Raw genomic sequence first — 20,040 nt, forward strand, 5'->3', positions numbered from 1 at the left:
TGTTAATCCTGCAACGCCGCCTGAAAGGCAACGAGAAATTGCGCGTTCTCTTCGGGAGTGCTGACCGTGACGCGCAGACAGTTGGCCAGCAATGGGTGCATTTTACCCACGTTCTTGATCAAAACCTTGCGCGCGAGCACCCCGTCGAACACACGGGCGGAATCGTCGACGCGCACCAGCAGGAAATTGGCGGCGCTCGGGTAGACCGTCACGCCCGGCAAGGCGGCCAGCGCGCTGGCCACGGTGGCGCGCTCGGCGCGCAGTTGCGCAGCCTGCTGGTCCAGCACGTCGACATGCTCCAGCACGAACAGCGCGGTGGCCTCGGTCAGCACATTGACGTTGTACGGCGGGCGCACCTTGTCGATCTGCGAGAGCCAAGCCGGCGCGCCGGCCAGGTAACCCAGCCGGATGCCGGCCAGGCCCAGCTTGGATACGGTGCGCATGACCAGCAGGTTGCCGAACTCGGCCAGGCGCGGCATCCAGGTGTCCTGGGCGAATGGCTGGTAGGCCTCGTCGACCACCACCAGGCTCTGGCAGGTCTCGCCCTGGGCGGCGCGCACGATGGCCTCCATGTCATCCGCATCGAACAGGTTGCCGGTGGGATTGTTGGGGTAGGCCAGGTAAATGATGGCGGGCTGGTGCTCGGCCATGGCCGCGAGCATGGCAGCCCGGTCGAGCGTGAAATCCGCCTTGAGCGGCACGCCGACGAACTCCAGCCCGGCAAACTGGGCGGACATGGCATACATGACGAAGCCCGGCACCGGTGCCAGCACCTTGGCGCCCGGCTTGGCGGCGGCCAGCGACAACATGCTGATGATCTCGTCCGAGCCGTTGCCCAGCAGCACGTCCATGCCCGCGGGCACGTCCATGACGGTCTTCAGGCGCGCGCGCAGCACTTCGCTGCTCGGCACCGGATAGCGGTTCAGCGCCACCTCGGCCAGCCGCGCGGCCAGCTTTGCGCGCAGCGCGTCGGGCAGCTGGTAGGGATTCTCCATCGCGTCCAGCTTCACCAGACCGTGCGAATCCGGCACATGGTAGGCGCCCATGGCGCGTACGTCGTCACGGATGATGCGTTCGATCAGGGAAGGCTGCACTACGGACATTGGATTACCTCTTTGGTCGGTGGTTGTCGGTGCTGATTGCTGCAATCCGGCCGGGCGCCGAAAAAAACCGGAACCCGGCCGCTGTGCCTCAGTTACGCCTGAGGCGATACTCGGCGCTGCGGGCGTGGGCCTGCAAGCCCTCGCCATAGGCCAGCTCGGCAGCGATCTGGCCCAGCATCTGGGCGCCCTGCTCGCTCACTTCGATCAGGCTGGAGCGCTTCTGGAAGTCGTACACGCCCAGCGGCGACGAGAAACGCGCGGTGCGCGAGGTCGGCAGCACGTGGTTGGGCCCCGCACAATAGTCGCCCAGCGACTCGCTCGTATAGCGGCCCAGGAAGATGGCGCCGGCGTGGCGGATCTTCTCGGCCCAGTGGCGCGGGTTCTCGGCGGAAATCTCCAGGTGCTCCGGCGCGATCGCGTTGGCGATCTCGCAGGCCTCGTCCATGTCGCGGACCCGGATCAGCGCGCCGCGCCCGGACAGCGACGCACGGATGACGTCGCGGCGCGGCATGGAGTCAAGCTGGCGGTGGATGCTTTCTTCCACCTGGGCCAGGTAGTTCGAGTCCGGGCACAGCAGGATGGACTGCGCGAGCTCATCGTGCTCGGCCTGCGAGAACAGGTCCATCGCCACCCAGTCCGGATCGGTGGTGCCGTCGCAGATCACCAGGATCTCGGACGGGCCGGCGATCATGTCGATGCCGACGGTGCCGAACACGCGGCGCTTGGCCGCCGCCACGTAGGCGTTGCCCGGACCGACGATCTTGTCGACCTGGGGCAGCGAGCCCGTACCGTAAGCCAGCGCGCCAACCGCCTGCGCGCCACCGATGGTAAACACGCGATCCACGCCGGCGATCTGCGCCGCGGCCAGCACCAGCTCGTTGCGCACACCGCCCGGCGTGGGCACGACCATGATGACTTCCTTGACGCCGGCCACGCGTGCCGGGATGGCGTTCATCAGCACCGACGACGGATACGCGGCCTTGCCTCCCGGCACATAGATGCCGACGCGGTCCAGCGGGGTCACCTTTTGTCCCAGCACGGTGCCGTCGGACTCGGTGTATTCCCAGCTGTGGCTGCCGCACTCGATCTTCTGCTTCTCGTGGTAGGCGCGCACGCGCGCCGCCGCGGTTTCCAGCGCGGCGCGGCGCTTGGGCTCGAGCTCCTCGAGCGCGGCTTCGAGCTTGGCCGGCGAGATCTCCAGCGCGGCCATGGAGCTGGCTTCCACGCGATCGAAGCGCTGCGTGTACTCCAGCACCGCGGCGTCGCCGCGCGCCTTCACATCGGCAAGGATCTGCGCCACGGCGCGATCGATGGCATCGTCTTCACCGGCTTCGAACGCCAGTACCTTGCGCAACTCGGCGGCAAAGCCCTGCTCGGTTGAATCCAGCCGGCGGATTGCGAGGTTTTCCATAGAATTTTCGTTCATGACTCCATTCCCCAGGCTCTCTCTCGCGCGGCGTCAGGCCAGCGCGGCGGAGGCCCGTTCAAACGCGTCGAGAATCGGGGCAAGCCGCTCACGCTTAAGTTTGAGGGCAGCCTGGTTGACCACCAGGCGCGACGATATCTGTACGATCTCTTCCACTTCGACCAGGTTGTTGGCGCGCAGGGTCCCGCCGGTGCTGACCAGATCGACGATGGCGTCGGCCAGTCCCACCAGCGGCCCGAGTTCCATCGAGCCGTACAGCTTGATCAGGTCTACGTGCACGCCCTTCTTGGCGAAGTGCTCGCGCGCGGTCTGCACATATTTGGTGGCCACGGCCAGCCGCGCGCCCTGGCGCACCGCACTGGCGTAGTCGAAGCCGGCCGAGGTTGCAACCGACATGCGGCACTTGGCGATATTCAGGTCGATCGGTGCGTAGAGCCCGGCCATGCCGTGTTCCATCAGCACGTCCTTGCCGGCCACGCCGAAGTCGGCCGCGCCGTATTGCACGTAGGTCGGCACATCGGAGGCGCGCACGATAATGACGCGCACGTCCGGATCGGAGGTGGGCAGGATCAGCTTGCGCGAGGTTTCCGGATCCTCGGTGACATGGATGCCGGCCGCCTCGAGCAGCGGCATGGTTTCGGAGAAGATCCGGCCCTTGGAGAGGGCCAGCGTCAACTGGGTCGGGGAGGGGCTCATCTGCGTCCTTTTATCTTTTCGTGCGCTCAGGCGATGCGGCGGATCTTGGCGCCCACGGCCGACAGCTTGTCTTCCATGCGGTCATAGCCACGGTCAAGGTGATAGATGCGGTCGATCACGGTCTCGCCCTCGGCCACCAGGCCGGCGATCACCAGGCTGGCGGAGGCGCGCAGGTCGGTCGCCATCACCTTGGCGCCCGACAGCCGGGGCACGCCGGTGACCACCGCGGTATTGCCTTCGACCGCGATGTCGGCGCCCAGCCGGCTCAGCTCCTGCACATGCATGAAGCGGTTCTCGAAGATGGTTTCGGTAATGCGGGCCACGCCGCCGGCCACGCTGTTCAGCGCCATGAACTGCGCCTGCATGTCGGTCGGGAAGGCCGGGTATTCGGAGGTACGGAAGCTCACCGACTGTGGGCGCTGGGCCATCTTCAGGCGGATCCAGTCTTCGCCGGCCTCGATGGCGGCGCCGGCTTCGCGCAGCTTGTCGAGCACCGTGTCCAAAATGTGCGGCGACACGCCGCGCAGCACCACATCGCCAAGCGTCGCCGCGGCCGCGCACAGGAAGGTGCCAGCCTCGATACGGTCGGCAATCACAGCGTGGCTGGCGCCATGCAGGCGATCCACGCCCTGGATCACCAGGCGGTCGGTGCCGATGCCCTCGATACGGGCCCCCATTTTGACCAGCAGGTTGGCCAGGTCGGTCACTTCGGGCTCACGCGCGGCGTTCTCGAGCACGGTCTCGCCGTCGGCCAGCGTGGCGGCCATCAGCAGGTTCTCGGTGCCGGTCACGGTGATCATGTCGGTCACCACACGCGCGCCCTTCAGGCGCTTGGCGCGAGCATGGATAAAGCCGTGCTCGATGCTGATCTCGGCGCCCATGGCCTGCAGGCCCTTGATGTGCTGGTCGACCGGGCGCGCGCCAATGGCGCAGCCGCCGGGCAGCGACACGCGCGCTTGGCCAAATCGCGCCACCAGCGGGCCCAGCACCAGGATTGACGCGCGCATGGTCTTGACCAGCTCGTAGGGAGCCTCGGGCAAGTCGACGCCGGCGCCGTTGAGCGTCACGTGCGTGCCGTCCTGCTCGGCCTTCATGCCCATCTGGCGCAGCAGCTTGAGCGTGGTACCTACGTCCTGCAGCCTGGGAACGTTGTCGAGCGAGATGGTGTCGGCGCTAAGCAGTCCCGCGCACAGGATCGGCAGCGCGGCGTTCTTGGCGCCGGATACGCGGATCTCGCCTCGCAGCGGGCCATTGCCCTGGATCTCGAGTTTGTCCATGTTCTTTCAATTCCGGCCGGCCGCCCGCTGGCGTCCGGCATGTTTCATTACGGTCCGTAGCGGTGCGTCAAGGCGCGCCGCCGCAGCATCTGATACCCGTGGGCCGCCGCGCGCGCGGCGCGGCCCCTGATTGTCATGTCCGGCCTGTCGGGCGGCCAGCTTGTTGGTCCGTATTCGTTCGTTCGAGTCCGCCTTGTTCCGGCGCTTAGCTTACTGCTTTCCCTCGCCCGCCTGCGCCTGCCATTCGGCCGGCGTCAGCGTCTTCATCGACAGTGCGTGGATCTCGGCGCGCATGCGGTCGCCCAGCGCAGCATAGACCTGCTGGTGCCGCTGGATCAGGCGCTTGCCGTCAAACTGGGCGCTGACGATGGTGGCAAAGAAGTGCTGGCCGTCGCCCTCCACTTCCAGGTGTTCGCAGGACAGCCCTTGGGCGATGTAGTCACTGACTTGTTGGGGTGTAGGCAGCATAATGGTCTTTTCGCGTTGATTCGCTTGCGGTTCCGGATCTGGATACACGGGCTCTTGGCGTTCTGCTCTTGTAGGTAGCGTTCAGTGGCGCAGCTTGTAGCCGCTCTTGAGCAGCTGCAGCGCGACCGTGGCAAGCACCACGAAAGCCGTACCCACGACTGCGAGGCTGAAGCCCGGCGCCACGTCGGAGACGCCAAAGAAGCCATAGCGGAAACCGTCGATCATGTAGAAGAACGGATTGGCGTGCGACACCGCCTGCCAGAAGGCAGGCAGCGAGTGGATCGAATAAAACACACCGGACAAGAAAGTGGCCGGCATGATCAGGAAGTTCTGGAAGGCCGCGAGCTGGTCGAATTTCTCAGCCCAGATCCCGGCGATCAGCCCCAGCGTGCCAAGGATCGCCGCGCCGAGCACGGCAAACACTAGGATCCAGGCGATATTGGCGAAATGCAGGTTGGCGAACCAGGCCGTCACCAGCAGCACGCCCAGTCCCACGGCCAGGCCGCGCACGATGGATGCCACCACATAGGCGCCGAACATTTCCCAATGCGACAGCGGCGGCAGCATGATGAACACCAGGTTGCCGGTAATTTTGGACTGGATCAGCGACGACGAACTGTTGGCAAAGGCGTTCTGCAGCACGCTCATCATCACCAGCCCGGGCACCAGGAAGGCCGTATAACTGATCTGGTCGTAGACCTTCACCCGGTTCTCCAGCACATGGCCGAAGATCAGCAGGTACAGGATCGCGGTGAGCACCGGCGCCGCCACGGTCTGGAAGCTGACCTTCCAGAAACGCAGGACTTCCTTGTAGAGCAGCGTGCGAAAGCCTACCAGCCCCCCCACCGCCATCGGCGCAAGGTGGGTGTTGATGGCGTCCTGCGTGCCGTCGAATTCGGTTGGCATCTTCATGCTGCAGCCTCCACCGCCGTATCCGGCAACGCGCCCGGCATATGGCCTTCGCGCCGCATGATCTGCACGAACACGTCCTCCAGGTCTGCCTTGTTGATTTCCATGTCTTCGATCTCGCAGCCGGCCTCGCGGCAGGCGGCCAGAATCGGCTCCACGGCCGGGTAGCCCGACAGCCGCAGCCGCACCGCGCGTTCGCCCGGGTTGGAGGAGGGCATGCGCAGCGGCTCAAGCGCGGCCGGCAAGGCACCACGGGAAAATGTCAGCGCCAGCTGCAGCCCGGCGAACTGGCTCAGCAGGTTGCTGGTGCGGTCCAGCGCCACCACCTCGCCGAACTTGAGCATGGCGATGCGGTCACACAGCGCCTCGGCCTCTTCCAGGTAGTGCGTGGTCAGGATGATGGTGTGGCCTTCGCGATTCAGGCGCGAGATGAACTTCCACAGCGTTTGGCGCAGTTCCACGTCAACCCCGGCGGTGGGCTCGTCGAGCACGATGACCGGCGGCCGGTGCACCAGCGCCTGGGCCACCAGCACGCGGCGCTTCATGCCGCCGGAGAGCTGGCGCATGTTGGCGTCGGCTTTGTTGGTGAGATCGAGGTTGGCCATGATCTCGTCGATCCAGTCGTCGTTGCGGGTCAGGCCGAAGTAGCCGGACTGCAGGCGCAACGTCTCGCGCACCGTGAAAAAGGGATCGAAGACCAGTTCCTGCGGCACCACGCCCAGCATACGCCGCGCCAGCCGGTAATCGGACACCACGTCGTGGCCGAGCACGCTGACGCTGCCGGAATCGGCACGGTTCAGGCCCGCCAGGATGGAGATCAGCGTGGTCTTGCCTGCACCGTTGGGGCCGAGCAGGCCGAAGAATTCGCCCCGCTCGACGGTGAAGCTGACGCCCTTGAGCGCTTGCAGGTTGCGGTAGCGCTTGCGAACGTCTTTGAGTTCGATGGCTTTCATGGCCGGATACTGTTTGGCAGGCGCGTCGGGCTCTTGTGGGCTCGCGCGCCGGCCTCCTTGAAATGGCGGAGACCGCCTGGGTGCTTCGACCGTGTCTTGCCCGAGCCTTATATGCCGGAACGGTCGAACAACCCGGAATTATAGGGGATGCGGGAGCAGTCCCGCTTTGAGCACGAGGCGTGGCGTGAGCCATCGCCCGGGCATCGCGGTAGCAAGCGCAGATCAGCAGCTTGCCACGGATGCCGGTTCAATGTCGGTGGGAAACAGTGACTTGCGCGCCCCGCGCGCCCGCCTGGGCGCCGAGTTGCAGCAGGGAATCGACGCCGTACAACGCGGCCAGCTCAGCCAGCTGAGCCGGTACGCCAACGAACGCGAGCGACTGGCCTCGGCTGGCTGCATCGCGCTGCCAAGCCAGCAGCACGGCGACGGCGGCGGAGTCGACCTGGGCCAGTTTGCTGCAGTCCACCTGGGCTTCGCCCTGGGCCAAGCGTGCCAGCCCGTCACGCAGCACGGCGGCGGCGTTGCGGTTGGTCAGCGAGGTGTCGAGCGAAAGCATCTGGCAGCGGTCCGGGGATGCGGGTCTGGGAAAAAGCACTCCCGCAGGGGCGGGAGCGCTCATTGTAGAACACTTCGGCAAGCCATGCTGCGCCGCAGCCTGCCGCTCAGGCAGGCCAGCAAGCTCAGTTCTTGGCGTTGGCGAGCTGGCGGTTGCGGTCCTGCAGCGTCTTGATCACGCCGTCCACGCCCTGCTGGCCCACGATGGTGTTGAAGCTGCCCTTGTAGGCCTCGGTCAGCCAGGCGCCCAGCACGTTGATGTCATAGACCTTCCAGCCCTGCGCGGTCTTCTCAAGGCGGTAGTCGAGCTGGATCGGCTCGCCCTTGTTGATGACCTGGGTGCGAATGGTGGCGTCGGTATCGTCCGGGCTGCCACGATACGGGCGGAACTGCACGCTCTGGTCGCGGATCTGCGCGATGGCGCCCGAATAGGTGCGGATCAGCAGGGTCTTGAATTCGTCGGTGATCTGCTTTTGCTGCTCGGGCGTGGCCTTGGACCAGTTGCGGCCCATGGCGATCTGCGTGGTTTTCTGGAAATTCGCGTTGGGCAGGATCTTCTGCTCAACCAGCGCCGAGATCTTGCCGATGTTCCCGGCCTGCATGTCCTTGTCCGCCTTGACCGAAGTCATCACGTCGCTGACCACGGCCTTGACCAGCCCGTCGGGCGTGCTGGCATCCTGCGATTGGGCGTGGGCGGCGCCGGAAAAGGCAACCACGGTAAGAAAAGGCAGCAACAGTCGCTTCAGCATATTTCGTCCTTATCAATTCGATAACGCAGGGACACCGAGGTACGGCATCCTTACGTGTCCCGGCACCAAGGCCGGCAATGGTCATGCGCCGAGTTGGAGTTCGGGCGAGGCCTCGGAGTTCGCGGCGCCGGAGCCTCCGGCGCCACATTTTCATACTTTGTTGCACCGCTCACAGCGGCGACACGAGCCGCGGCAAATCCCACTCAGCGCAGGCGGAAATTGCCGATATTGCCCGGCATCTGCACTGGTGGCGTGGGCAGCGCCTGGTTTTCCTGCGTGGCATCCGGCGGCGGGCTGGCCGGCACGGTATCGTCGCTCTCCGGCGGGTTGCCGTCATAGATCTGGTACTCACGGCGCTGCAGGTACGCATCGCGCGTGAAGGCGTACTTGTCGAGCGCCGCCATCTCGATCAGGCCAGTGGCACCAAGCAGCGAAGCCCGGGTGTTGACGACACGCACCCCGAACAGCGAGTTGCGCAACCACACGGGATCGATATACGCCGACGGATCGATCTGGCGGTCAACCAGCATGCCGGCAGTATCGCGCACCGTGCTCGGCCCGAACAGCGGCAGCACCAGGTACGGGCCGGCCGGCACGCCCCATACGCCCAGGGTCTGGCCGAAGTCTTCCTTGTACTTCGGCAAGCCCGCCGGCGTGGCGATGTCGATCAGCCCGCCGATGCCCAGCACGCTGTTGATGGCCACGCGCATGGTGTCTTCCGCGGCGCGGGTGGGCTTGCCCTGCAGCAGGTTGTTGACGGCCGAGTAGACATCGCTGACGTTGGAAAAGGCATTGTCGATCGCGGTGCGGATCGGCGACGGAACGTAATCGGCGTACACCTGGGCAACCGGGCGCAGCACGGTCCTGTCGACGGCGTCGTTAACCTTGAAGACTTCCCGGTTGAAGGGCTCGATAGGATCCTTCGGGTTGGCGGTCGGGCCAGTGGCGCAACCTGCCGCCAGCCATGCAACCGAGGCCGCCAGCAAGCAGTTTCGTCCCACGCGCCAGCGCGCGGCAGCACGCCTGCCGGTCATTTCACCACCCCCGCTGCGCCGCTGGCAGCTCCCGCAGCAGCGCCGCCTGCATTGTTGCCACCCGCCCCCGCATCGGCGGCCTTGTTATACAGGAACTGCCCGATCAGGTTCTCCAGCACCACGGCCGACTGCGTCATGGTGATGCGCGAGCCTTCCGCCAGCATGGCGGTGTCGCCACCCGCCTCAAGGCCCAGGTACTGCTCCCCGAGCAAGCCCGAGGTCAGGATCTTGGCCGAGGTGTCCTTCGGAAACTGGTAGCGCTTTTCCAGGTTGAGCGTCACGGTCGCCTGGTAGGTCTTGTCGTCGAAGCGGATATCCGCCACACGGCCCACCACCACGCCGGCGCTCTTCACCGGGGCACGCGGCTTCAGGCCGCCGATATTATCGAAGCGCGCCTGGACCGAATAGGTGTCCTGGAACGACAGGGCGCTCATGTTGCCGGCCTTGAGCGCCAGGAACAGCAGCGCCACGAAACCCGCCACAACAAACAGCCCAACCCAGAAATCGAGTGTATTTCTTTTCATCTGCGTCTCTTCTTCAAGTACTCCGGCTCCGGCGACCGCACCGGCCATGTCAGCTGAACATCAGCGCAGTCAGCAGGAAATCCAGCGCCAGCACCGCCAGCGAGGCAATCACGACAGTGCGCGTGGTGGCGCGCGACACGCCTTCCGGCGTCGGCTTGGCCTGATAGCCCTGGTACAACGCTATAAACGTCACCGCGACGCCAAAAATGAAGCTCTTAATGACGCCATTGAGCACGTCATTGCGAACATCCACGCCGTTTTGCATCTGCGACCAGAACGCGCCCGCGTCCACGCCGATCATCTGCACCCCGACCACATAGCCACCCAGGATGCCAACGGCGCTGAAAATCGCCGCCAGCACCGGCATGGCAACCACACCAGCCCAGAAGCGCGGCGCAATCACGCGCTGCAGCGGATTGACCGCCATCATTTCCATGGCGGTGAGTTGCTCACCCGCCTTCATCAGGCCGATCTCGGCGGTGAGTGACGTGCCGGCACGGCCGGCGAACAGCAGCGCCGTCACCACCGGGCCCAGCTCGCGCACCAGCGACAGCGCCACCAGCAGCCCCAGCGCCTGCTCGGAGCCGTAGCGATTCAGCGTGTAATAGCCCTGCAAACCCAGCACAAAGCCGACAAACAGGCCAGAAACCGCAATGATCACCAGCGACAGGTTGCCGACAAAGAAAATCTGGTCGCTCACCAGCCGGAAGCGGCGCAGCAACGCCGGAGACATCGCCAGTACCGTGAAAAACATGCGCGTGGCATGACCCAGTCCGCTGACCGACTGCCGCACCGCGGAGCCGATGCTCGTGAAAAATCCCATCATCGTCCGGCTCCGCTCACGAAGTCCTCGGCCAGCGACGGCCCCGGATAGTGGAACGGGACCGGGCCGTCAGGCTCGGCATGGACGAACTGGTGCACGAAGGGATCCGTCGAGGCACGCAGGGCTTCGGGCTCGCCTTCGGCGGCAATGCGGCCATTGGCAATGAAATAGACGTAGTCGGCGATGAGAAAGGTCTCGTTGACGTCATGCGACACGATGATGGAGGTGGCCCCCAGCGCATCGTTCAGGCTGCGGATCAGGCGTGCGGTCAGGCCCAGCGAGATCGGGTCGAGGCCGGCAAAGGGCTCGTCGTACATCAGCAGGGCTGGATCCAGCGCGATCGCGCGGGCCAGTGCCACCCGGCGCGCCATGCCACCGGAGATCTCCGACGGCATCAGCTCGCGCGCGCCGCGCAGGCCGACGGCGTTGAGCTTCATCAGCACCAGGTCGCGGATCATCGACTCGGGCAAATCGGTATGTTCGCGCAACGGGAAAGCAACGTTGTCGAACACGGAGAGATCGGTGAACAACGCACCAAACTGGAACAGCATGCCCATCTGCCGCCGCACGGCGTACAGGTCACTACGGGCGAGGGCGGGAACATTAGCGCCGTTGAAGAGCACCTGGCCGCTCTGCGGCCTGACCTGGCCGCCGATCAGGCGCATCACGGTGGTCTTGCCGCAGCCAGAGCCGCCCATGACAGCCACCACCTTGCCGCGCGGGAAGCGCATGCTAAGGCCCGACAGGATTGGCTTGCCGCCCGCCGTATAGGCGAAATCGACAGATTGGAGCTCGACGAGGTTTGAGGCGGAATCGGTCACGTTGGCACCGTGTTAGGCAGTCCGCCATTATAAGGGCTACTACCTAGCGCTGCCCGAGGCAGTGTGGCGCAATCCACATCCACTCTATGCAAATCATTGTTTCATCACATTTGCCTTGCAGGCTTCGGTGATCTCTGCCGAAAAAGCAAAGCTCAAGGTTCAGTAGGCCCGCCAGTTTGCCGCAAGATCACCTGCCACTGGATCGACTCCGACCGGATCGCCGTCGCAAAGGCTTCCGGCGAATCGCGCAACGGCGTCAGGCCTGCAGCCAGCAGGCGATCCCGCACCTCGCGCTCGCCCATGATGCCGTCCAGCTCGCTGGCGATCCGCGCCACGATGGCATGCGGTGTCTTGGCCGGGGCAATGACGCCGTACCAGGCCGCCGCGCCGTAGCCATCCACCCCCGACTCCTGCAGCGTGGGCACCGTGGGCGCCAGTTGCGAGCGCGCCACACCAGTCACGCCAAGCAGGCGCAAGTTGCCGCTCTTGACCTGGGCCTGCACGGAAGCAAACGCGCAGAAGCAAGCACTGACGCGCCCTGCCAGCATCTCCTGCACCACCGCCGCCTCGCCCTTGGCCGTAACCAGCGGCACCCCGTTCGGCACACCATGCACAGCGTATTGGGCATAGAGATGCGAGGGGCTGCCGGCCTGGCCGGAACCGTAGCTGTAGGATCCCGGACTGGCATTGACCGCGGCGAGCCATTGCTGCGGCGTGCGCATCGGCAGGCGCGCGTCGATCACCAGGAACAGCGGCATGGTCGCGACCCGCGCCACCGGCGTGAAGTCGCGCACTACGTCATAAGGCACCGGCTCCAGGCCAGGCTGGATCAGCATGGTGGCTTGGTGGAACAGTAGGGTATGCCCGTCGGAACTGGCCTTGGCCACCACGTCTCCCGCCGTGGTGCCGCCCGCACCGGGCCGGTTGTCGACGTCGACCGGCACGCCGAGGCGTTCCGCCAGGCGCTCGGCCAGCAGGCGCGCCACGGCATCCGGCACGCCACCGGCCGGGAAAGGCACAATCAGGCGAATGGGACGGACGGGAAACGATATCGGGCGCGCAGGCGCCGCCGCCTGGGTAACCGGCACAGAGGCGGGTCGGGCCAGACCGGGCCGGCTCGCGGCAAGCAGCAGGGCAGCGAGGAACAGCAGAAGCCAGACATGCGAAAACAGCTGCGGACAAGCCGGCATGGCAGCGGGGTGAAGCAACGTCGCCTTACCTCGCCAAAGCCGCGAAACAATGCGCACTTCGGACATCAATTCCTCCGGGCCACTGGCATCGCCGTGGCGTCTTGATCGGCTGAAAAGGGATTAGCGAGGCAGTCTTTGTTTTCTTTGTTCTAATTGTCAGGTCATTCTACGAAGAATGCCCAAAACCGCACAGACCACGTTAACCATAGCCGGGACAACCCTGTAAGCATGGCTGGGCGCGGATCTCCGGGCATCCGCGCGCCTGTGCTTCGACGCCACCTATAATCGCCCGTCATGCGTGAATACACTCCTCGGCCCATGCTGGCCACCGACCTGCCCGCCGTGCTGGAAATCCAGGCCCAGTGCTATCGCGGCATGCTGCTCGAGTCCGCCGCAGCCCTCGGCAGCCGCCTGGCGCTGTCGCCCGCCACTTGCTGGGTGGCCGCCGGCCGGAATGGTGAGCTGGCAGCCTATCTGTTTACCCACATGTGGCCCCAGAACAGCCTGCCAGCACTCGACGGGGTGCTGGAGCGGCATTGGGAACGCGCTGGTGAGCCGGCCGGCATGCTGACCTGGTTCGTGCACGATATGGCGGTAGCGCCCGCCGGCCAAGGCCGGGGCCTGGCGCCAACGCTCTACGCCGCGGCCCGCACGACCGCGCTCGCTGCCGGATTGCGCTCGTCGCGGCTGGTCGCCGTGCAATCGGCTGCGGCATGGTGGCGCAGACTCGGGTACGAGAATTTGACGCCTCCAAGCGCTGCCGCGTCCGCCAAACTGGCGGCTTACGGCAACGATGCCGTGCTGATGGGCCGTACGCTGCAGCCAGGCTGAGCGCGCCGCTATAAAAAAACCCGCCCGGCTTGCGCGGGGCGGGTCTTGCGGCGCGAGTCACGCGTCACCGCATCAGCAAAGCCATTACGCGAATCAGCGCGGCAGCTCGGAATGCCCCATCAGGAAGGCATCGACCGAACGCGCGGCCTGGCGGCCTTCGCGGATCGCCCACACCACCAGCGACTGGCCGCGGCGCACGTCGCCAGCGGCGAACACCTTGGGCACGTTGGTGTGATACGCACGATCGCCTTCGGTGCTGGCGCGGGCGTTCTTGCGCGCATCGGTATCCACGCCGAAAGCGCTGAGCAGCGAGCCCACCGGGTTGGTGAAGCCCATGGCCAGCAGCACGAGATCCGCCTTGAGGATGAACTCGCTGTCCGGCACTTCCTGCATCTTGCCATCCTTCCATTCGACGCGGCAGGCCTTGAGCGCGGTGATCTTGCCGTTCTCGCCAATGAACTCCTTGGTGGCGACCGACCAGTCGCGGTTGCAGCCTTCGTCGTGCGAGGACGAGGTGCGCAGCTTGATCGGCCAGTACGGCCACACCAGCGCCTTGTTCTCTTCTTCCGGCGGCTGCGGCAGCAGCTCGAACTGGATGATCGATTCCGCGCCATGGCGGTTCGACGTACCTACGCAGTCTGAGCCGGTATCGCCGCCACCGATCACGATCACGTGCTTGCCATCGGCGCGCAGCGCGTTGGGCTCGTCGCCGGCCACTTCCTTGTTCTGCGGGATCAGGAATTCCAGCGCGTAATGGATGCCGTCGAGCTCGCGCCCCGGGACCGGCAGGTCGCGCGGCACTTCCGAGCCACCCGCCAGCACCACGGCGTCGAACTGGTCTTGCAGGGCCTGTGCCGAGATGGTTTCACGCGCATAGTTCTTGATGCCGGCCGGCAGTTCGCCGTCGGTCACCATCACGCCGGCACGGAAGGTCACGCCTTCGGCCTGCATCTGTTCCATGCGGCGGTCGATCAGCCACTTCTCAAGCTTGAAGTCGGGGATGCCATAGCGCAGCAGGCCACCGATGCGGTCGTTCTTCTCGAACACGGTCACGTCATGGCCGGCGCGCGCCAATTGCTGGGCGACGGCCATGCCGGCGGGGCCGGAGCCAACCACGGCAACGGTCTTGCCGGTCTTGTGCTTGGGCGGCCGCGGGGCAACCCAGCCTTCTTCCCAGGCCTTGTCGATGATGGCGTGCTCGATCGACTTGATGCCGACCGGTGCTTCATTGATGCCAAGGGTGCAGGCAGCTTCGCACGGTGCCGGGCAGATGCGGCCCGTGAACTCGGGGAAGTTGTTGGTCTGGTGCAGCACCTCGATCGCCGACTTCCAGTCCTGGCGATACACCAGGTCGTTGAAGTCGGGGATGATGTTGTTGACCGGGCAGCCGTTGTTGCAGAACGGGATGCCGCAGTCCATGCAGCGCGCGCCCTGGATCTTCGCTTCGCTGTCGGACAGCGCGAATACGAATTCCTTGTAGTGCTTCACGCGCTTGGTTACGGGCTCGTAACCTTCGTTCTGGCGCGGAAATTCGAGAAAGCCAGTCGCCTTACCCATGTTGCGTCCTTGGTCATGCTGAGCGGCACCGGCGCATGCGCCGGCCCCGCTGTGAGGTCAGTATCTTGTGAGGCCGGCGCGAATCCGCGACAGCGCTCATGCTTGGTCGGGCTCTCTGCCCTGCCCTCGGGGCTCAGGCGGCGATGGCTTCCCGGTCGCTGTCTTTCGCTTCCTGTTCCTTGGCATACATCTCGCCCAGTGCGCGCTTGTACTCGGTCGGGAAGACCTTGACGAACTTGCGGCGTGCCGTGGTCCAGTCGGCCAGCAATGCCTTGGCGCGCTCTGAGCCCGTGAAGCGGAAATGCTGCTCGATCAAGCCCTTGAGGATGACTTCGTCAAGCTCGCGCTGGCCGCCCATCTTGTGCCAGGAAGCGGGCGACTGGCCCTTCTCCTGGTCTGCCGCGGCCAGCACCGTTTCCAGTGCCACCATCGAGGTGTTGCAGCGCTTGTCGAACAGGCCGTCCTCGTCATAGACATAGGCCATGCCGCCCGACATGCCGGCCGCGAAGTTGCGCCCAGTGCCGCCCAGCACCACCACGGTGCCGCCGGTCATATACTCGCAGCCATGGTCGCCCGTGCCTTCCACCACCGCGGCCGCGCCGGAGTTGCGCACCGCGAAGCGCTCGCCCGCCACGCCGTTGAAGAACGCCTCGCCAGCAATCGCGCCATACAGCACGGTGTTGCCCACGATGATGTTGCGTGTCGGGTCGCCGCGGAACTCATGCGGGGCGCGCACGATCACGCGGCCGCCGGACAGGCCCTTGCCCACATAGTCGTTGCCATCACCTACCAGGTCCAGCGTGACGCCGTGCGCCAGGAATGCGCCGAAGGACTGCCCGGCGGTGCCCTGCAACTGGATGTGGATGGTGTCGTCAGGCAGGCCTTCATGGCCGTACTGCTTGGCCACCACGCCCGAGAGCATCGCGCCGACGGTACGGTTGACGTTCTTAACCGGCTGGATGAACGACACGCGCTCACCCTTGTCGATGGCCAGGCGAGCCTTGGCGATCAGCACGTGGTCCAGTGCCTTGCCGGCTTCCAGCGACAGGCCGTGGTCCTGCACGTCGGTATGGAAGCGCGGCAGCTCGGCGGGGAACGGTGCCTGGTAGAACACGCGGGTGAAATCAAGGCCGCGTGCCTTCCAGTGCTCGATGCCGGGCTTGGTGTCGAGCAGGTCGGCGCGGCCGATCAGCTCGTCGAACGTGCGGATGCCCAGTTGCGCCATGATCTCGCGGGCTTCTTCGGCGATGAAGAAGAAGAAGTTCACCACGTGCTCGGGCTTGCCCTGGAATTTCGCGCGCAGCGCCGGATCCTGCGTAGCCACGCCCACCGGGCAGGTGTTCAGGTGGCACTTGCGCATCATGATGCAGCCTTCGGCCACCAGCGGCGCGGTAGCGAAGCCGAACTCGTCGGCTCCCAGCAGCGCGCCGATGACGACGTCGCGGCCGGTCTTCATCTGGCCGTCGGCCTGCACGCGGATACGGTTGCGCAGGCCGTTGAGCATCAGCGTCTGCTGCGTCTCGGCCAGGCCCAGCTCCCACGGCGTGCCGGCGTGCTTGATCGACGACAGCGGCGAAGCGCCGGTGCCGCCGTCATGGCCGGCGATCACCACGTGATCGGCCTTGGCCTTGGCCACGCCCGCTGCCACGGTGCCCACGCCCACTTCGGACACGAGCTTGACCGAGATATCGGAGGCCGGGTTGACGTTCTTCAGGTCGTGGATCAGTTGCGCCAGATCTTCGATCGAATAGATGTCATGGTGCGGGGGCGGCGAGATCAGGCCCACGCCCGGCACCGAGTAACGCAGCTTGCCGATGTAGTCCGAGACCTTGTGGCCGGGCAGCTGGCCACCTTCGCCGGGCTTGGCGCCCTGTGCCATCTTGATCTGGATCTGGTCGGCGGACGCCAGGTATTCGGCGGTCACGCCGAAACGGCCCGAGGCCACCTGCTTGATCTTCGAGCGCAGCGAGTCGCCAGCCTGCAGTTCCTGGTCGCGCACCACGGCTTCGGTGCCCAGCAGGCCCTGCAGCGTGTCGCCTTGCTTGATGGGGATGCCGCGCAGCTCGTTGCGGTAGCGGTTCGCGTCCTCACCGCCTTCACCGGTGTTGGACTTGCCGCCGATGCGGTTCATCGCGACGGCCAGCGTGGCGTGGGCTTCGGTGGAAATCGAGCCCAGCGACATGGCGCCGGTGGCAAAGCGCTTGACGATCTCCTTGGCCGGTTCGACTTCTTCCAGCGCGATGGCGCGGGTCGGATCGACCTTGAACTCGAACAGGCCGCGCAGCGTCATGTGGCGGCGGCTCTGGTCGTTGATGATGTTGGCGTATTCCTTGTACGTCTGGTACGCGCCCTTGCCGTCGTCGGCGCGCACAGCGTGCTGCAGCTTGGCCACCGAGTCCGGGGTCCACATATGCGCTTCGCCGCGAACGCGGTAGGCATACTCGCCGCCGGTCTCCAGCATGGTGTCCAGCACCGGGTTGTCGCCGAAGGCGTCCTGGTGCAGGCGCAGCGCTTCCTCGGCCACCTCGAAGATGCCGATGCCTTCGACATTCGTCGCGGTGCCGTGGAAGTACTTCTGCACCAGCTCGCGCGACAGGCCGATGGCTTCGAAGATCTGCGCACCGGTGTACGACATGTAGGTGGAGATGCCCATCTTGGACATCACCTTCTGCAGGCCCTTGCCGATCGCCTTGACGAAGTTCTTGACCGCCTTCTCGGGCGACAGGTCGCCGGACAGGCCTTGTGCCATGTCGGCCAGCGTTTCCATCGCCAGGTACGGGTGCACGGCTTCGGCGCCGTAGCCGGCCAGCAGCGCGAAGTGATGCACCTCGCGTGCCGTGCCGGTTTCCACCACTAGGCCGGCCGAGGTACGCAGGCCCTTGTCCACCAGGTGGTGGTGGATGGCGGACGTTGCCAGCAGCGCGGGGATGGCCACGTGCTGCGCATCGACGCGGCGGTCCGACACGATCAGGATGTTGTAGCCCGAGCGCACGGCATCCACGGCTTCCGCGCACAGCGAGGCCAGGCGGGCTTCGATGCCTTCCTTGCCCCATGCCTGCGGGTAGCAGATATTCAGTTCATACGAACGGAACTTGCCGCCGGTGTAGTGCTCGATATTACGGATCTTGGCGATGTCCTTGAAGTCCAGCACGGGCTGGGACACTTCGAGACGCATCGGCGGGTTGATGTTGTTCAACTCGAGCAGGTTGGGCTTGGGTCCGATGAAGGACACCAGCGACATCACCATGTTCTCGCGGATCGGGTCGATCGGCGGGTTGGTGACCTGGGCGAACAGCTGCTTGAAGTAGTGGTACAGCGTCTTGTTCTTGGACGACAGCACGGCCAGCGGGCTGTCATTGCCCATCGAGCCGGTGGCTTCCTCGCCTGCCAGCGCCATCGGCGCCATCAGGAACTTGACGTCTTCCTGCGTGTAGCCGAAGGCTTGCTGGCGATCCAGCAGGCGTGCGTCCGGCTTCTTCTCGGCAGCCACGTCCTCGGGCTTGGCATCCAGCTCGTCGAGCTTGATGCGCACGGCGTCGATCCAGCTCTTGTAGGGCTTGGCGTTGGCCAGGTTGTCCTTGAGTTCCTTGTCGTCGATGATGCGGCCTTGCTCCATGTCGATCAGGAACATCTTGCCCGGCTGGAGGCGCCATTTCTGCACGATGCGCGACTCGGGGAACGGCAGCACGCCGGCTTCCGAAGCCAGCACCACGATGTCGTCCTCGGTCACGTAGAAGCGTGCCGGGCGCAGGCCGTTACGGTCCAGCGTGGCACCGATCTGGCGGCCATCGGTGAAGCAGATCGCGGCGGGGCCGTCCCAGGGCTCCATCATGGCGGCATGGTACTCGTAGAAGGCGCGGCGGTTGTCGTCCATCATGGTGTGCTGCTCCCAGGCTTCCGGGATCATCATCATCATGGCGTGGACGAGCGGGTAGCCGGCCATCGTCAGCAGTTCAAGGCAGTTGTCGAACGATGCCGTGTCCGACTGGCCGGGATAGATCAGCGGCCACAGCTTGGGCAGGTCGTCGCCCAGCACCGGCGACGAGATCGCGCCGGTCCGCGCGTTGACCCAGTTCACATTGCCCTTGACCGTGTTGATTTCGCCGTTGTGGGCGACCATGCGGTATGGGTGGGCCAGTTCCCAGGCCGGGAAGGTGTTGGTGGAGAAGCGCTGGTGCACCAGGGCCAGGGCCGAGACGGCGCGCGGGTCCTGCAGGTCCAGGTAGTACTCGCCGACTTGCGTTGCCAGCAGCAGGCCCTTGTACACGACCGTGCGCGCCGACATCGACGGCACGAAGTACTCCTTGCCGTGCTTGAGCTTGAGCGCCTGGATGGCATGGCTGGCGGTCTTGCGGATCACGTAGAGCTTACGTTCCAGCGCGTCCGTGGTCATGATGTCGCGGCCGCGACCGATGAAGATCTGGCGGATCACCGGCTCGGTGGTGCGCACCGTCGGCGACATCGGCATGGCGGCGTCGACCGGCACATCGCGCCAGCCCAGCACGACCTGGCCTTCCAGGCGCACGGTGCGCTCGAGCTCTTGCTCGCAGGCCAGGCGGGAGGCGTGCTCCTTCGGCAGGAAGATCATGCCCACGCCGTACTCGCCGGACGGCGGCAGGGTCACGCCCTGCTTGGCCATGTCTTCACGGTAGAACTGGTCCGGGATCTGGATCAGGATACCGGCACCGTCGCCCATCAGCGCATCGGCGCCGACCGCGCCACGGTGGTCCAGGTTTTCCAGGATCTTCAAGCCTTGCTGGACGATCTCATGGCTCTTCTTGCCCTTGATATGGGCAACCATGCCGACGCCGCAGGCGTCTTTTTCATTGGCGGGGTCGTACATGCCCTGGGCTTGCGGACGCGAGGCAGGCGCATGCGCAGCGGCGGCAGACTCTGCGGCCTGCGCTTGGGCCATCGTTTGCTTTGATTGGGATTGCGATTGGTCCACGGGCTTGATTCCGGTGAGGGCTGCGAGCCAGCAAGGCAGACCGGAACGGGGACCGCACTCTTCCACCGGGGCCGGTTGGAAACCGGGGACGGGGAACCAGAGAGACAGCGGGGCCGCAGCGGCGTACACAGGCGTGACGCGCCGCACAATGAATGTGGGTGGAGCAACTATAAAAG

General features: G+C 65.3%; 17 protein-coding genes. 1 reads left to right on the forward strand and 16 read right to left on the reverse strand.

All coding sequences use genetic code 11. The features are described from left to right. Window positions 1-2: 2 nt before the first annotated feature. From hisC to RR42_RS18975, 14 genes are all read right to left on the reverse strand, one after another. Window positions 3-1,103 (reverse strand): histidinol-phosphate transaminase, encoded by a 1,101-nt coding sequence (gene hisC, locus RR42_RS18910; protein WP_043350225.1) that lies wholly within the window; start codon window positions 1,101-1,103, stop codon window positions 3-5. Window positions 1,104-1,191: 88 nt separating this feature from the next. Further along, window positions 1,192-2,529, reverse strand: a complete 1,338-nt coding sequence (gene hisD / locus RR42_RS18915; RefSeq protein WP_043350227.1) for a histidinol dehydrogenase — start codon at window positions 2,527-2,529, stop codon at window positions 1,192-1,194. Window positions 2,530-2,562: 33 nt separating this feature from the next. Further along, window positions 2,563-3,225 (reverse strand): ATP phosphoribosyltransferase, encoded by a 663-nt coding sequence (gene hisG / locus RR42_RS18920; protein WP_043350231.1) that lies wholly within the window; start codon window positions 3,223-3,225, stop codon window positions 2,563-2,565. Between the two features lie 26 nt (window positions 3,226-3,251). Further along, the gene (gene murA, locus RR42_RS18925) at window positions 3,252-4,502 is read right to left on the reverse strand and encodes a UDP-N-acetylglucosamine 1-carboxyvinyltransferase (protein WP_043350234.1); all 1,251 of its coding nucleotides are present in this window, start codon (window positions 4,500-4,502) and stop codon (window positions 3,252-3,254) included. A 210-nt stretch (window positions 4,503-4,712) separates the two neighbouring features. Next, window positions 4,713-4,970: a BolA family protein gene (locus tag RR42_RS18930; RefSeq protein ID WP_043352389.1), complete on the reverse strand. Its 258-nt coding sequence runs from the start codon at window positions 4,968-4,970 to the stop codon at window positions 4,713-4,715. A gap of 81 nt (window positions 4,971-5,051) precedes the next feature. Continuing rightward, entirely contained in the window at window positions 5,052-5,822 is a 771-nt protein-coding gene (locus RR42_RS18935) for an ABC transporter permease (protein ID WP_144409906.1), read from the reverse strand. 56 nt (window positions 5,823-5,878) lie between these two features. Beyond that, window positions 5,879-6,832, reverse strand: a complete 954-nt coding sequence (locus RR42_RS18940; protein ID WP_006159648.1) for an ABC transporter ATP-binding protein — start codon at window positions 6,830-6,832, stop codon at window positions 5,879-5,881. A 247-nt stretch (window positions 6,833-7,079) separates the two neighbouring features. Then, on the reverse strand, window positions 7,080-7,388 hold the full coding sequence (locus tag RR42_RS18945; protein ID WP_043350242.1) for an STAS domain-containing protein: 309 nt from the start codon (window positions 7,386-7,388) through the stop codon (window positions 7,080-7,082). A gap of 124 nt (window positions 7,389-7,512) precedes the next feature. Beyond that, the gene (locus RR42_RS18950; RefSeq protein ID WP_043350246.1) at window positions 7,513-8,136 is read right to left on the reverse strand and encodes an MlaC/ttg2D family ABC transporter substrate-binding protein; all 624 of its coding nucleotides are present in this window, start codon (window positions 8,134-8,136) and stop codon (window positions 7,513-7,515) included. 203 nt (window positions 8,137-8,339) lie between these two features. Continuing rightward, complete coding sequence (locus RR42_RS18955) at window positions 8,340-9,170, reverse strand: VacJ family lipoprotein (RefSeq protein WP_043350250.1); 831 nt, start codon at window positions 9,168-9,170, stop codon at window positions 8,340-8,342. Further along, window positions 9,167-9,694: an outer membrane lipid asymmetry maintenance protein MlaD gene (gene mlaD, locus RR42_RS18960; protein WP_043352390.1), complete on the reverse strand. Its 528-nt coding sequence runs from the start codon at window positions 9,692-9,694 to the stop codon at window positions 9,167-9,169. The genes RR42_RS18955 and mlaD overlap by 4 nt, the downstream gene beginning before the upstream one ends. A gap of 49 nt (window positions 9,695-9,743) precedes the next feature. Next, window positions 9,744-10,520, reverse strand: coding sequence for a lipid asymmetry maintenance ABC transporter permease subunit MlaE (gene mlaE / locus RR42_RS18965; RefSeq protein ID WP_043350253.1), 777 nt, complete (start codon window positions 10,518-10,520; stop codon window positions 9,744-9,746). Further along, on the reverse strand, window positions 10,517-11,338 hold the full coding sequence (locus RR42_RS18970; protein WP_043350257.1) for an ABC transporter ATP-binding protein: 822 nt from the start codon (window positions 11,336-11,338) through the stop codon (window positions 10,517-10,519). The genes mlaE and RR42_RS18970 overlap by 4 nt, the downstream gene beginning before the upstream one ends. A 152-nt stretch (window positions 11,339-11,490) precedes the next feature. Further along, on the reverse strand, window positions 11,491-12,528 hold the full coding sequence (locus RR42_RS18975; protein WP_419188888.1) for a Bug family tripartite tricarboxylate transporter substrate binding protein: 1,038 nt from the start codon (window positions 12,526-12,528) through the stop codon (window positions 11,491-11,493). Between the two features lie 294 nt (window positions 12,529-12,822). On the opposite strand from RR42_RS18975, the gene RR42_RS18980 reads away from it, so the two are divergent. Further along, window positions 12,823-13,359 carry a GNAT family N-acetyltransferase gene (locus tag RR42_RS18980; protein ID WP_043350262.1) on the forward strand — a complete coding sequence of 179 codons (537 nt, stop codon included), beginning with the start codon at window positions 12,823-12,825 and terminating at the stop codon, window positions 13,357-13,359. A gap of 93 nt (window positions 13,360-13,452) precedes the next feature. On the opposite strand, the gene RR42_RS18985 is transcribed toward RR42_RS18980, so the two are convergent. Both RR42_RS18985 and RR42_RS18990 read right to left on the reverse strand, forming a co-directional pair. Beyond that, on the reverse strand, window positions 13,453-14,916 hold the full coding sequence (locus tag RR42_RS18985; protein WP_043350265.1) for a glutamate synthase subunit beta: 1,464 nt from the start codon (window positions 14,914-14,916) through the stop codon (window positions 13,453-13,455). Window positions 14,917-15,049: 133 nt separating this feature from the next. After that, window positions 15,050-19,831, reverse strand: a complete 4,782-nt coding sequence (locus RR42_RS18990) for a glutamate synthase-related protein (protein WP_043350268.1) — start codon at window positions 19,829-19,831, stop codon at window positions 15,050-15,052. Between the last annotated feature and the right edge of the window lie 209 nt (window positions 19,832-20,040).

Source organism: Cupriavidus basilensis (assembly GCF_000832305.1).
Lineage (GTDB): Bacteria > Pseudomonadota > Gammaproteobacteria > Burkholderiales > Burkholderiaceae > Cupriavidus > Cupriavidus basilensis_F.